Source organism: Citrobacter freundii complex sp. CFNIH4, assembly GCF_002934505.1.
In the GTDB taxonomy this organism is placed as follows: domain Bacteria; phylum Pseudomonadota; class Gammaproteobacteria; order Enterobacterales; family Enterobacteriaceae; genus Citrobacter; species Citrobacter freundii.
In genome coordinates this window covers 3680372-3693652 of sequence record NZ_CP026231.1, presented here as the reverse complement: position 1 = coordinate 3693652, position 13281 = coordinate 3680372, and the positions used below count along the sequence as shown (strand labels likewise).

General features: G+C 54.4%; 12 protein-coding genes. 2 read left to right on the top strand and 10 right to left on the bottom strand.

Annotated elements, in window-relative coordinates; all coding sequences use genetic code 11:
• Positions 1-44 precede the first annotated feature (44 nt).
• Positions 45-551, top strand: a complete 507-nt coding sequence (mug, locus tag C2U41_RS18925) for a G/U mismatch-specific DNA glycosylase (protein ID WP_044700923.1) — start codon at positions 45-47, stop codon at positions 549-551.
• Between the two features lie 30 nt (positions 552-581).
• On the opposite strand, the gene C2U41_RS18920 is transcribed toward mug, so the two are convergent.
• From C2U41_RS18920 to rpsU, 5 genes are all read right to left on the bottom strand, one after another.
• Positions 582-2579 carry a TonB-dependent receptor domain-containing protein gene (locus C2U41_RS18920; RefSeq protein WP_103848569.1) on the bottom strand — a complete coding sequence of 666 codons (1998 nt, stop codon included), beginning with the start codon at positions 2577-2579 and terminating at the stop codon, positions 582-584.
• A 10-nt stretch (positions 2580-2589) separates the two neighbouring features.
• Positions 2590-3639, bottom strand: a complete 1050-nt coding sequence (gene yncE, locus C2U41_RS18915) for a 7-bladed beta-propeller protein YncE (protein ID WP_003846277.1) — start codon at positions 3637-3639, stop codon at positions 2590-2592.
• Between the two features lie 160 nt (positions 3640-3799).
• Complete coding sequence (gene rpoD / locus C2U41_RS18910; RefSeq protein ID WP_003024699.1) at positions 3800-5647, bottom strand: RNA polymerase sigma factor RpoD; 1848 nt, start codon at positions 5645-5647, stop codon at positions 3800-3802.
• A 359-nt stretch (positions 5648-6006) separates the two neighbouring features.
• Positions 6007-7752 carry a DNA primase gene (dnaG, locus tag C2U41_RS18905; RefSeq protein ID WP_103848570.1) on the bottom strand — a complete coding sequence of 582 codons (1746 nt, stop codon included), beginning with the start codon at positions 7750-7752 and terminating at the stop codon, positions 6007-6009.
• Positions 7753-7986: 234 nt separating this feature from the next.
• The gene (rpsU, locus tag C2U41_RS18900) at positions 7987-8202 is read right to left on the bottom strand and encodes a 30S ribosomal protein S21 (RefSeq protein ID WP_001144069.1); all 216 of its coding nucleotides are present in this window, start codon (positions 8200-8202) and stop codon (positions 7987-7989) included.
• A 236-nt stretch (positions 8203-8438) separates the two neighbouring features.
• Between rpsU and tsaD the strand changes: the two genes are divergently transcribed.
• A complete protein-coding gene (gene tsaD / locus C2U41_RS18890; RefSeq protein ID WP_003024694.1) occupies positions 8439-9452 on the top strand; it encodes a tRNA (adenosine(37)-N6)-threonylcarbamoyltransferase complex transferase subunit TsaD in 1014 nt (337 codons plus the stop codon).
• A gap of 37 nt (positions 9453-9489) precedes the next feature.
• Here the strand turns inward: tsaD and ureG are convergent, their stop codons facing one another.
• From ureG to C2U41_RS18865, 5 genes are read right to left on the bottom strand one after another with little or no spacing between them, the layout of a single operon-like run.
• Positions 9490-10107, bottom strand: coding sequence for an urease accessory protein UreG (gene ureG / locus C2U41_RS18885; RefSeq protein WP_003838095.1), 618 nt, complete (start codon positions 10105-10107; stop codon positions 9490-9492).
• A gap of 9 nt (positions 10108-10116) precedes the next feature.
• Positions 10117-10788 carry an urease accessory protein UreF gene (locus C2U41_RS18880; RefSeq protein WP_044700918.1) on the bottom strand — a complete coding sequence of 224 codons (672 nt, stop codon included), beginning with the start codon at positions 10786-10788 and terminating at the stop codon, positions 10117-10119.
• Positions 10788-11246 carry an urease accessory protein UreE gene (ureE, locus tag C2U41_RS18875; RefSeq protein ID WP_044700915.1) on the bottom strand — a complete coding sequence of 153 codons (459 nt, stop codon included), beginning with the start codon at positions 11244-11246 and terminating at the stop codon, positions 10788-10790. The genes C2U41_RS18880 and ureE overlap by 1 nt, the downstream gene beginning before the upstream one ends.
• Before the next feature lie 9 nt (positions 11247-11255).
• Positions 11256-12959: an urease subunit alpha gene (gene ureC / locus C2U41_RS18870; RefSeq protein WP_003838102.1), complete on the bottom strand. Its 1704-nt coding sequence runs from the start codon at positions 12957-12959 to the stop codon at positions 11256-11258.
• Positions 12952-13272: an urease subunit beta gene (locus C2U41_RS18865; RefSeq protein WP_103848571.1), complete on the bottom strand. Its 321-nt coding sequence runs from the start codon at positions 13270-13272 to the stop codon at positions 12952-12954. Before C2U41_RS18865 ends, ureC begins: the two co-directional genes overlap by 8 nt.
• Positions 13273-13281: the final 9 nt, after the last annotated feature.

Sequence of the window (13281 nt, the reverse complement as noted above, 5' to 3'; positions counted from 1 at the left end):
CAGTCCGTTATACTTGTTCCTCTGATGTATTGTTCGGAGTAATTATGGTTAAGGACATACTGGCACCGGGGCTGCGGGTGGTATTTTGCGGCATCAATCCGGGGTTATCTTCTGCAGGTACAGGATTTCCCTTTGCACACCCCGCTAATCGCTTCTGGAAGGTTATCTATCAGGCGGGGTTCACCGATCGCCAGCTTAAACCTGAAGAGGCACAGCATCTGCTGGATTTCCGCTGCGGCGTGACTAAGTTTGTCGACAGACCAACGGTACAAGCCAATGAAGTGAAGCTACAAGAGATGCGTAGCGGAGGTCGTCTGCTTATTGAGAAAATAGAAGAGTATCAGCCAGCCGCGCTCGCTATCCTCGGGAAGCAGGCATTTGAGCAGGGGCTTAGCCAGCGTGGGGCGCAGTGGGGAAAACAGACGCTGACCATTGGCGCGACGCAAATATGGGTATTGCCGAATCCCAGCGGGTTAAGCCGGATCACGCTGGATAAACTGGTAGAGGCGTATCGGGAAGTGAATGTGGCGTTGAAGGCGCGCGGCCTGTAACTGCCGGAGCCTTAGGCTCCGGCGTCACTGTCAGAACTCGAAGCGTGCGCCCATGTTGTAGCGGCGTCCTTCCAGGATGGAAGACTGGTTATAGGACGTTTTGTAGATTGGGTTCACGTCGAACAGGTTATAAACCCCCGCCATCAATGTGATGCTCTTGTTGAGATGGTAGCGTGCCCCTAAATCGACCAGCGCATAGGCGTCGGTTGACGTTGATTTGCCGATGTCAGGCGTATTGCTGCGCCAGCTGGCTTTGCTCCACAGTTCAAGATCGTTAAGTGCATTCCATGTCAGAGACAGGTTGGCCATGCTCGTCGGGAACTCGTTCAGTGCCTCTCCCTTGTACTGACCACTCTTTTGCTCGCTGTGGGTATAGGTGTAGTTCGCGTTCGCTTTCAGCGCGGTAGTGACCTGCCAGTCGCCGTTCAGCTCCAGGCCATAGATTTCCGCGTCGCTGACGTTGAAATACTGCGAGACTTCTTCCACTTCATACCCGTTGTAAATACACTTCTGCGTGGCCGTTGCGGTACAGATGGTGTAGTCGCTGATCTTGTCCTTGAATTTGGTAAAGAACACGGTTGCATCCAGTGCCAGTGTGTCCTGTTGCCAGTAGACGCCCAGCTCGGTGTTGACGCTCTGCTCAGGTTTCAGGTCATCGTTACCGATCCCAATGAAGGAATACGGATACGAACCGTAGACGCTGGTGAAACCTTCATTGTTCTCACGCAGGTCCGGTTTTTTATAGCCCGCCGATACGCCGCCCTTCAGCGCCCAGCTTTCGTCAATCGTCCAGTTACCGTAGAGTTTTGGCGTGACGTGGTAGCCAAAGTAGCTGTCGTGATCGAGACGCGCCGAGGTGGTGAGGGTGAAGTCCGGAACCATCATCCAGGCATCTTCCGCGAAGATGGCCCAGCCGTCACGGGTGATCTTGCTGACTGGCGTTATGCCCGGCACTTCTTTGTTTTCGATGCCGAAAGTGTCGTCCAGTTCATTACGGGTGAAGTTGATCCCCAGCGTCAGCTTATGGTCGCCCAGCGTAAAGGTGTTCGCGCTGTTGGCTTCATAGTTTTTCTGCTTAATGAACTGCGAACTCATGCCCGGCACACGATACTCGGTTTTAGCGTTTTCGTAGCTGATGAAGTTCTTCACTTCCAGCAGATCGTCGCCGTACCAGGCATGCTGCGCAAGTGAAGCGGCATCGCGGTCAAAGTCCCATTGCCAGGCTTTATCATTGTGTGATTTTACCTGATGCCCTTTGACGACGTTCAAATCCCACAGTTGGGTGTCGGTCGGCGACATGTTGATGGTGGCATCCAGATTGCCAGCCTGGTGCTTCACAAAGCGCTCATCGGAGATGCTGTCGTCATCACGGCGATCAAGATAATCCGCCGCTACGCTCACCCCGAGCTTGCTGGGGATAATTGGCCCCATCAGGAAGACATTAGTCTGGTTGGTGTTACCGTACTCGCTCTTCTCTTGCAGGAAGTAGTTATCTTCCAGCACACCCGTCCATTTATCGAGGTTGTAGCCTTTTTTGGTGATGACGTTGACCACGCCGCCGATGGAGTCAGAGCCATACAGTGAGGACATCGGTCCGCGAATCACCTCTATTCGCTCGATAGCAGCAAGTGGCGGTAAAAAGGCAGCCTCTGTCCCGATATGGTGTCCGTAAGGACGCGATTCGCGGGTGCCTTGTTTGATGCCGTTGACCATGTAGGAGGTATAGGTCGAGTCCATTCCGCGCATCTGCACATCGCCTGTGGCAAGGCTACCGTTGCCATTACCCACCAATACGCCGGGCATCTCGCGAAGGGCTTCGGTGACGTTCTGGTTAGAGCGGGTGTTCAGTTCTTTCTCGCCGACGACGGAGATGGTCGCCGGTGCCTCACGGCGTTCCTGTGCGAAACCGGTGGCGGTGACCACCAGTTGATCTTCATTATCTGGTGTGGTTTCTTCGGCGAAAACGGTCGCCGGGAAGCTGGCAAGGGCGAGCGAAATCGCCAGCGCGGTACGAGTCTGGTTAATCACAACGCATTCCTCAGAACTGGGTTAAATCGAGCTTGAGTACATAGTCAGCCTTGTTGGCTTTTTCATCCTGCTTCACGCTAACGAAGAGCGTTTTGCTGTCAGGAGAAAGCACCATGCTGTTTGGCATTGCTGCCGTTTTGATGGTGTGCTTCAGGCTGTAAGTGTTGGCATCGATAACGCTAATCTGACGGGCATTGCGATGGGTAACATACACTTCGTTGCGGGCAGGGTTATAGACCGCAGCGATAGAGTTTGGCGTGGGAACGCGGTGAACAATTTTACCGCTGTCCAGTTGGACTACCAGCACGTCGGCGGTGTTGGTATCGGCGATAAATCCGATGCCTTTGGCCGTGTTCAACGCGATGTTCAGGAAGTAATGCTTCGGCTCGGAGGGGTCAACCTTCACACGCGACAGAACCTGCGACGTTTTGCCATCCAGGGTAACAAGTTCGCCTTTGCCAGTGACGGCGTAAACTTTATCGCCAGCTTCATCAACGGCGAAACCGACCGGATCCATCCCTTTGAGGGCGTGTAATAGTTTCTGGTTATGCGTGTCGACAACCCACAGCACACCTTTATTTTCACTGCCAATACCGGAGACATACAGACGGTGGTGCTTCTTGTCGAGCACCACTTCACGAACGTGGGCTTTATTTTCTTCGTCTGCAAGCTGAAGCATTTTCACTTCTTTATGGGTGCGGGTATCCAGCAGGGTCAGTGAGCCATCCAGCGCATTACCTAGCCAGAGAATGTGGTTAGGTTCATCCAGTGAGACCGCAAAAGGACGGCGTTCGGTGGCGATCCGCTCATCGACTTTTAATGATTCAGTTGAAAACAGGAACACTTCACCGGCGGTTTTATCTTTGTCGAAAGAGGGGGCAGAGGCTGCATAGATAGCCTGTTGTCCGGCGTCATAAGCCAGTTCGTAAACGCCATGACCAAGCGTCTGAGAGGCGAACTGATCCTCAGTAAAGTCTTTTGCCAGGGCTGAACCGGTATAAAGTGCCAGTGAAATCGCAAGCGCGCAGAGGGACTGATTTTTTAATGTTTTTAAATTCATGTCATTTTTCTTTACAGTTGTTTACGAAAAGAAAATGATAATGAAAATAAATATCATTTGCAATTGCATGTATAGGCAATGCCCCCTACCAATTTTTGTACACTGCGGAAAATCCCAAAAAAAAAGCTCCCCGGAGGGAGCTTCTTAATAACAGAAACGATTAATCGTCGAGGAAGCTACGCAGTACTTCAGAGCGGCTCGGGTGGCGCAGTTTACGCAGCGCTTTCGCTTCGATCTGACGGATACGTTCACGGGTAACGTCGAACTGTTTACCGACTTCTTCCAGCGTGTGGTCGGTGTTCATATCGATACCGAAACGCATACGCAGAACTTTCGCTTCACGGGCGGTCAGGCCAGCCAGAACGTCGTGCGTTGCGGCACGCAGGCTCTCGGTAGTCGCAGAGTCCAGCGGCAGCTCGAGGGTGGTATCCTCGATGAAATCACCCAGATGCGAATCTTCATCGTCGCCGATCGGCGTTTCCATGGAGATAGGCTCTTTAGCGATCTTCAGCACTTTACGGATCTTGTCTTCCGGCATCAGCATGCGTTCAGCCAGTTCTTCCGGCGTAGGCTCGCGGCCCATCTCTTGCAGCATCTGACGGGAGATACGGTTGAGCTTGTTGATAGTCTCAATCATATGTACCGGGATACGGATGGTACGCGCCTGATCCGCGATCGAACGGGTGATCGCCTGACGGATCCACCAGGTTGCATAGGTGGAGAACTTGTAACCACGACGGTATTCAAACTTATCAACCGCTTTCATCAGACCGATGTTACCTTCCTGAATCAGATCCAGGAACTGCAGGCCACGGTTGGTGTATTTTTTAGCGATAGAGATAACCAGACGTAAGTTCGCTTCAACCATCTCTTTTTTCGCACGGCGGGCTTTCGCTTCACCGATGGACATGCGACGGTTGATATCTTTAACCTGCTCGATGGTCAGGCCGGTTTCTTCTTCAATCTGCTGCAGTTTCTGCAGGCCGCGGTGAACGTCATCTGCCACATCGTGCAGTTTTTCAGACCACGGTTTGTTCATCGCGATTGCCGCGTTGAACCAGGTTTCGCTGGTTTCGTTGCCAGTGAACAGGGTGATGAAGTTTTTCTTCGGCATTTTGCACTGCTCAACGCAGAGCTTCATGATCAGACGTTCCTGAGTACGCACGCGGTCCATCATGACGCGCATGCTGTTTACCAGGTAGTCGAACTGCTTCGGCACCAGGCGGAACTGTTTGAACACTTCGGACAGCTTCTGAATTTCTTCCTGCGCGGCAGCATGGCTGCGGCCTTTCGCTTTGATGGTGTCGCGAGTGATTTCGTACTGAGTACGCAGTTCACCGAATTTTTCACGCGCTAACTCAGGGTCGATGCTGTTGTCGTCATCGCTGCTGTCGTCGTCGCCATCTTCTTCATCTTCGTCTTCATCGTCATCCATCTCTTCCTGAGAGAGTTCAGAACCGACGTGGGTCGCCGTGGGCGCCATGTCTTCTTCCGCGTTTGGATCGACAAAGCCAGTGATCAGATCGGAAAGACGTGCTTCTTCAGCTTCTACGCGATCGTACTGCTCAAGCAGGTAGGTGATAGCTTCCGGGTATTCGGCAACGGAGCATTGAACCTGGTTAATCCCGTCTTCGATGCGTTTAGCGATGTCGATTTCGCCTTCGCGGGTTAACAGTTCAACGGTACCCATTTCACGCATGTACATGCGGACCGGGTCAGTTGTACGACCGATTTCGGACTCAACGCTGGACAGAACCTGGGCAGCCGCTTCTTCCGCGTCTTCATCGGTGCTGTTGGAGGTTTCAGCAAGCAGCAGATCATCGGCATCAGGTGCTTCTTCCATCACCTGAATACCCATGTCATTGATCATTTGGATGATGTCTTCGATTTGATCTGAATCGACGATATCTTCCGGCAGATGGTCATTGACCTCGGCATAGGTCAGATAGCCTTGCTCCTTACCACGTTGGACAAGAAGCTTCAGCTGTGACTGCGGGTTTTGCTCCATAAGACGGTATCCACACTTAATTCGTTTGATTGGTGTTGGGCGGTAAAACCGCCAACGGCAAAACGAGGGCATACTTATATTTTGCCGCTGCCTCTCCGTGCGGCTGTCGGGGGCTTCCCGATCGATATTCGGCAGTTAAGCCGTTAAATACTTCATCTTTCACGTTGTCTCTGCGTTAGCTGCGTTCGTTACTCGGCTCATCCTGAGCCTCGCCCCTTACGGGGCCGCCGCAAGCAGCGTTCAAATCCGCTTCCGGCGGATTTGTCATCCTGGTCATGTACTTATGTACACTCCCAGGCGTTCGTTCACTTGCTGCCTTGATACAACGCGAATGATTTTGTCTTTGTTTTGTCTTTCTCTTATTTCTTGGCCAGTTCCTGGTTCAGCGTCCAGAGTTCCCGGCGTTCTTCGCTGCTTAAACCGTGTGTGCGCTCACGAGCTATCAACTCTTCCTGGCGCAGTTCAAGCATCGAATCAAACATATGGTTGAGTGAGTCGGTGAAGGTTTTTTCTGCGATATCTTTATCTGCTATATCGTCCCACATCGACAGTTTTTCAAGGGTCGCAGCATCATTTGTGCCACGGTAGTGTTCTAAAAGTTGCCCGGTGGTCAGACCTGGCTGAGCCAGACAAGTGTTGACCAGTTCTCTGAATAAGCCAAGTCCAGGCAGCTTATTGCTATCCAGTGCGCCTAACGGTGGAACCAGCGGGGCGAGCTCCGGGTTCTGCACCAGCAACCCTATAAGTATACGCATGGTCGTACGTTTTAGCTGTGGAACAGGGCGGGAAGCCCCATTTTCTGCCAGTTTTGGCATTAAACGTTCAAGCTGGCTGTCATCCAGAATGCCGAGCTTGTTTCCCAACTCCTGTCGCAGGTAAATGCGCAACGTTTCGCCTGGTACCTGAGTAATCAGCGGTAATGCCAGCGTGCTGAGCTGTGCGCGTCCGTCTGGGGTACTCAAATCCACCTGCGGCAACAGGCTGTTAAATAAAAACGCAGAGAGCGGCAACGCCTGCTCCATCCGCGCTTCAAAGGCCTCTTTCCCTTCTTTGCGCACCAGCGTATCGGGATCTTCGCCGTCAGGTAAAAACATAAAGCGTAGCTGGCGTCCGTCTGTCATATAGGGCAGTGCGGTTTCCAGCGCGCGCCATGCTGCGTCGCGTCCGGCACGGTCGCCGTCGTAACAGCAAATTACGTTGTTCGTCGCGCGGAACAACAGTTGGATGTGATCGGCGGTGGTCGACGTCCCAAGGGATGCCACGGCGTAGTTAATGCCGTATTGTGCCAGCGCCACCACATCCATATAGCCTTCTACCACTAACAGGCGCTGTGGATCGGCGTTATCCTGCTGGGCTTCATAAAGACCATACAGCTGGCGACCTTTATGGAAAATATCGGTTTCCGGGGAGTTCAGATACTTCGGCAGGGCATCGCCCAGCACGCGTCCACCAAAACCAATGACCCGACCACGTTTGTCGCGGATGGGGAACATCACCCGTTCGCGGAAGCGATCGTAACTGCGTCCCTGATCGTTGGTGACCAACATCCCCGCATCAACCAGCGATTTGCGATTTTCAGCATTGCCGCCAAACCGTTTCAGGACGTTGTCCCAGCCGGGGGGCGCAAAACCAATAGCAAAACGGGTGATAACGTCGCTACTTAATCCTCGCTTTTCCAGGTACTGGCGCGCAGGGGTAGCGGCGGGTTGCATCAAAGACTGTTGATAAAAAGTGTTCAGGCCATCCATCAATTGATAAAGGCTTTGCCGTTGATGGCGCTCTATCTGACTGGTGCCACTGCCTGCTTCATAGGGCACTTCAAGGTTGTGCATTGCGGCCAGTTCTTCGACGGTTTCCACAAACTCGAGCTTGTCGTAGTTCATGAGAAAGTCGACGGCGTTGCCATGCGCGCCACACCCAAAGCAGTGATAAAACTGTTTTTCACCGTTTACGGTGAAAGAGGGGGTTTTTTCGTTATGAAACGGACAGCACGCGTGATAATTTTTGCCCTGCTTTTTCAGCTTTACCCGCGCGTCGATGAGATCGACGATGTCGGTTCTTGCCAGCAGGTCATTGATAAATACACGTGGGATTCGTCCAGCCATATGCCCCGTTATTACACTTCATCCTTCAAACTGTCTCTGCGTTGGCTGCACTCGCTCACCCCTGTCACTTACTTAAGTAAGCTCCGGGGATTCACTCACTTGCCGCCTTGATACAGTGTGAATGATTTTGTGTAATTGCTGATGTATAAACGAAAATAAGCCGCGCATTCCTTCCGGAAGCACGGCCTTACAACTACAACTCAGTCTGAATTGAGAGCTTTGGCTCTCAATGGATTAGTACAGACGAGTACGGCGTGCGTTTTCGCGAGCCAGTTTCTTCGCGTGACGTTTCACAGCAGAAGCTTTAGCGCGCTTACGTTCGGTAGTCGGTTTTTCATAGAACTCACGACGACGAACTTCCGCCAGAACACCTGCTTTTTCGCATGAACGCTTGAAGCGACGCAGTGCTACGTCGAACGGCTCGTTTTCACGTACTTTAATTACCGGCATGTAACTCTCACCTTTAATAAATTCGGTTTGCCGCTGGCATCAACGCCAGCTTATTTCAAAATGGTGCGGAATTTTACTGCAATTGCTGCTGCTTTGTAAAGCACCGACGCGATTTTGAAAGGGACTTTTATAAGGACAAGGAGTATACACGAGCGGAACTCCTGGGGCGAACAAAGTTTTACATCAACCCGCATTGGTCCTACACTGCGCGGTAATAGAGCGAGGTAAAACAAGTCATGCGTGTACTGGGTATTGAAACATCCTGCGATGAAACCGGCATCGCCATTTACGACGATGAAAAAGGTCTTTTAGCCAACCAATTGTATAGTCAGGTGAAATTACACGCTGACTACGGCGGCGTAGTGCCAGAACTGGCCTCGCGCGATCACGTACGTAAAACCGTACCGCTGATCCAGGCCGCGCTGAAAGAGGCGGGACTGACGGCAAAAGAGATCGATGCGGTGGCGTATACCGCAGGTCCTGGTCTGGTTGGCGCGCTGCTGGTTGGCGCAACCGTAGGACGTTCGCTGGCGTTCGCCTGGGGCGTACCGGCAATTCCTGTGCACCACATGGAAGGGCATCTGCTGGCGCCAATGCTGGAAGATAATCCCCCTGCGTTCCCGTTCGTCGCGCTGCTGGTTTCTGGCGGTCACACGCAGCTGATCAGCGTCACCGGTATCGGTCAGTATGAACTGCTGGGCGAATCGATTGATGATGCTGCTGGCGAAGCGTTCGACAAAACCGCCAAGCTGCTGGGGCTGGATTATCCTGGCGGTCCAATGTTGTCAAAGCTGGCCTCGCAAGGCGTTGAAAAACGTTTTGTCTTCCCGCGCCCGATGACCGATCGTCCGGGGCTGGATTTCAGCTTCTCCGGGCTTAAAACCTTTGCCGCGAATACCATTCGTAATAACGAAAATGACGATCAGACGCGCGCAGATATCGCCCGTGCCTTTGAAGATGCGGTAGTTGATACGCTGATGATCAAGTGCAAACGCGCGTTGGATCAAACCGGTTTTAAACGTCTGGTGATGGCGGGGGGGGTGAGCGCGAACCGTACGCTGCGCGCAAAACTGGCCGAGATGATGCAAAAACGTCGTGGCGAAGTATTTTACGCGCGTCCGGAATTTTGTACCGACAACGGGGCGATGATCGCCTACGCGGGCATGGTGCGTTTTAAAGCAGGCGCAACGGCGGATCTTGGCGTAACCGTGCGCCCACGCTGGCCATTGGCGGAATTACCGGCGGCGTGATTTTTTGCCCGGTAGCGCAATGTTACCGGGCAAGACGCTACATCCGCAGCATTCCTTTCTCTTCCAGAAACGCGATAATTTTTTCCAGACCCTCTCCGGATTTTAAATTACTGAACGTCCACGGACGCTCGCCGCGCATACGCAGGGTATCGCGTTCCATCACCTCCAGCGAGGCGCCGACGTAAGGGGCCAGATCGGTTTTATTGATAACCAGAAAATCGGATTTAGTGATCCCCGGACCGCCTTTACGCGGGATCTTCTCGCCTTCGGCAACGTCGATCACATAGATCGTCAGATCCGCTAATTCCGGACTGAAGGTGGCGCTCAGGTTATCGCCACCGCTTTCCACAAAAATCAGATCCAGATTGCCGAATTTCTCGCTCAGCGCCTCTACGGCAGCCAGATTCATCGACGCATCTTCGCGGATGGCGGTATGCGGGCAGCCGCCGGTTTCCACACCGACGATCCTGTCTGGCTCCAGTGCGCCCGCCTCGGTGAGAATGCGCTGATCTTCTTTGGTGTAGATATCGTTGGTGACTACCGCCAGTTGATAGCTACTGCGCATGGCTTTGCATAACGCTTCCAGCAGCGCCGTTTTGCCGGAGCCGACCGGGCCGCCAACGCCCACACGCAGGGGATGCTTGTAGTTACTCATTTTTTTTCCTCAGGAGCGGAATAATCGGGAATATTGGGTTTCATGCCGGGCAGACGCGATAGCGGCCAACGGCGTTGCGGAGCCGAGACTGGCGTCAGGCGTCGCCAGCGCCTGTGCCAGACCCTGCGCATAGCGATCGCAGAGCGCAATAATCAAACGCTGGGCCGCCTGTTGTCCAAAAGGAACCAGCTTGACGCCAGCCATCACAGCGCTCTCAATCCAGCTGTAGCCGAGACTTAACGCCAGTTTGGTCAGGGGAATTCTCCAGCGCACGGCCAGCCAGGCCATGCCGCAGAGTTGGCTGTCGGTGAAGAGAGTGCGCCACTCTCGCGAGCAATCCGCCTCCCAGTCGGTGACCAGCCGCGTAAACGCCGCGCCCCGACTGCGTTCTTCATCCCGCAGTTCGCGAGTTTCCCGGCAGGCCAACAGGTAAGCGCTCCAGCGGCGCGCGGCATCGAGATCGTCCTGCTCGCAGGCGCGATACAGTCTCGCCAGCAGCGGTAGGTCGACGGTAAAAAAGTTCTGCTCCATCTGCTGAATTTGCCAGGCAGAGAAGTCATCGACGCTTTTCACCCAGCCAATCTCCACCGCCCATTCCAGACCCTGGGACCAGGTAAACGACCCCACCGGGAGTGCGCTGCTGGCGAGCTGCATCAGACGCAACTGTTGGGTGTTATGCATCAGTGCGCATGGCCGTGATGATGCCCGTGTGATTCACTGGCATAAGCGCCTGCTTCCGGTTCAAACGGTAGTTGAGCGAACGTCACCTCGAGGTTGAACTGGCGCAGCATGGCGTCCAGCACATGATCGTGGTGGTAGCGCAGTTCATCCGGCAGGATTTGCAGCGGAACGTGGCGATTGCCGAGGTGATAACAGGCTTTGGCGAGTAGGAAAGGATCGGCGCAGCGCACCACGGAAACCGACTCCGGCGCGGCGATCACTTCGATCACCTCGCTGCCATCGTCGGTGGACAGCAGGTCGCCACCGCGTAACAGCAAACCGCGCGGTAGCATCAGCCCGGCTTCGCGACCGTCGTTCAGCGCCACTCTGGCACGACTTTTTACCCGCATATCAATGGGTAGCGTGACGCTTGCGGTGACGCGGTGAGCGTGGTCAAGGCGTTGGGTCAGGTAGATCATCGTCACTCCTCAAAACAGAAAATAGCGTTGTGCCATCGGCAAAACGTTTGCCGGTTCGCTGGTAATCAGTTCGCCATCAATACGCACCTCGTAGGTCTGAGCATCGACGGTGATATTGGGTTGCAGGTCGTTGTGGATCATGTTGGCCTTTTTCACTGTTCTGCAGCCTTTAACGACGGCGATGGCGCTTTGCAGGTTGAGCTGCTGCGCGATGTTTTGCGCATCAGCGGCCTGCGAAATAAAGGTCAGCCGGGTGTGATGCCGCGCTGCGCCAAGTGCGCCGAACATCATGCGGTAATGCACCGGCTGCGGGGTGGGAATCGAGGCATTGATGTCGCCCATCGGCGCACAGACGATCATCCCGCCTTTAACGATCGTCGCCGGTTTTACGCCAAAGAAGGCCGGTGACCACAGCACCAGATCGGCCAGTTTGCCAGGTTCAACGGAGCCGACTTCATGGGCGATACCGTGGGTTAGCGCCGGATTGATGGTGTATTTGGCGACGTAACGTTTAACGCGCAGGTTGTCGTTGTCACCGGTTTCTTCTGCCAACGGGCCACGCTGAACCTTCATGCGGTGCGCCACCTGCCAGGTACGCAGGATCACTTCGCCCACGCGCCCCATTGCCTGCGAATCGGACGAGGTCAGGGAAAAGGCGCCAATGTCATGCAGCACATCTTCGGCAGCGATCGTTTCCCGGCGAATGCGTGATTCGGCAAAGGCCACGTCTTCGGCGATATCCGGATCGAGATGGTGGCAAACCATCAGCATGTCGAGATGCTCGTCGATGGTGTTGATGGTATAGGGCAGCGTCGGGTTCGTAGAGGAGGGCAGGATATTCGGATGCGCGCAGGCGGTGATGATATCCGGCGCATGACCGCCGCCCGCGCCTTCGGTGTGAAAAGTATGAATGGTGCGATCGCCAATCGCCGCCAGCGTATCTTCCACGAAACCGGACTCATTGAGCGTGTCGCTGTGCAGCGCTACCTGGATGTCCATTTCGTCGGCCACGGTCAGCGCGCAGTCGATAGCGGCGGGTGTGGCGCCCCAGTCTTCATGGATTTTCAGGCCAATTGCGCCTGCAGTGATTTGCTCGCGCAAGGCGTCAGGATTTGAGCCGTTACCTTTGCCCAGTAAACCGATGTTAACCGGCAACGCGTCCGCCGCCTGCAGCATGCGTGCGATGTACCACGGACCCGGCGTACAGGTGGTGGCGTGAGTGCCCGCGGCCGGACCGGTGCCGCCGCCGATCATCGTCGTCACGCCGGAAACCAGCGCCTCTTGCGCCTGCTGTGGGCAGATCCAGTGAATATGCGTATCCACGCCGCCTGCGGTGACGATCTTGCCTTCCCCGGCGATGACTTCAGTTCCCACGCCTATCGGGATCGTAACGTTGGGCTGAATATCGGGATTACCTGCCTTTCCGATGGCGAAGATCCTGCCGGCTTTGATACCAATATCCGCTTTCACGATCCCCCAGTGATCGACGATCAGCGCGTTGGTTATCACCAGATCCACACATGCATCGGCGCGCATTTGCCCCTGGCCCATGCCGTCGCGGATCACTTTTCCGCCGCCGAATTTGACCTCTTCACCGTAGGTGGTGAAGTCTTTTTCCACTTCGATCCACAGGTCGGTATCCGCCAGGCGCACTTTATCGCCAGTGGTTGGGCCAAACATGTCGGCGTACGCCTGCCGGGAAATGTCACTCATTATCTGCCTCCAGCGCGCCCATCACTTCGCTGCGAAAACCCACGATCCTTTGTGCGCCAGCAACGCGCACCAGTTCGACATCGCGTTTTTGTCCTGGCTCAAAACGCACCGCTGTGCCCGCAGCAATGTTCAGACGAAAGCCGCGTGCGGCCAGCCTGTCAAAGCGCAGCGCCGGGTTCACTTCGAAAAAGTGATAGTGCGATCCCACCTGGATGGGCCTGTCGCCATGATTTTCCACCACGATCGTGCAGATCTCTCGCCCCTGATTAAGTGCGATACTGCCTTTTACGATCTGATATTCACCTGGGATCATTGTCGCTCC

Coding starts and splice junctions, on each gene's coding strand:
- rpoD (WP_003024699.1), bottom strand. CDS start 5,647: ATGGAGCAAAACCCGCAGTCACAGCTGAAGCTTCTTGTCCAACGTGGT.
- yncE (WP_003846277.1), bottom strand. CDS start 3,639: ATGAATTTAAAAACATTAAAAAATCAGTCCCTCTGCGCGCTTGCGATT.
- C2U41_RS18880 (WP_044700918.1), bottom strand. CDS start 10,788: ATGCATAACACCCAACAGTTGCGTCTGATGCAGCTCGCCAGCAGCGCA.
- C2U41_RS18865 (WP_103848571.1), bottom strand. CDS start 13,272: ATGATCCCAGGTGAATATCAGATCGTAAAAGGCAGTATCGCACTTAAT.
- rpsU (WP_001144069.1), bottom strand. CDS start 8,202: ATGCCGGTAATTAAAGTACGTGAAAACGAGCCGTTCGACGTAGCACTG.
- dnaG (WP_103848570.1), bottom strand. CDS start 7,752: ATGGCTGGACGAATCCCACGTGTATTTATCAATGACCTGCTGGCAAGA.
- ureC (WP_003838102.1), bottom strand. CDS start 12,959: ATGAGTGACATTTCCCGGCAGGCGTACGCCGACATGTTTGGCCCAACC.
- tsaD (WP_003024694.1), top strand. CDS start 8,439: ATGCGTGTACTGGGTATTGAAACATCCTGCGATGAAACCGGCATCGCC.
- ureE (WP_044700915.1), bottom strand. CDS start 11,246: ATGATCTACCTGACCCAACGCCTTGACCACGCTCACCGCGTCACCGCA.
- ureG (WP_003838095.1), bottom strand. CDS start 10,107: ATGAGTAACTACAAGCATCCCCTGCGTGTGGGCGTTGGCGGCCCGGTC.
- mug (WP_044700923.1), top strand. CDS start 45: ATGGTTAAGGACATACTGGCACCGGGGCTGCGGGTGGTATTTTGCGGC.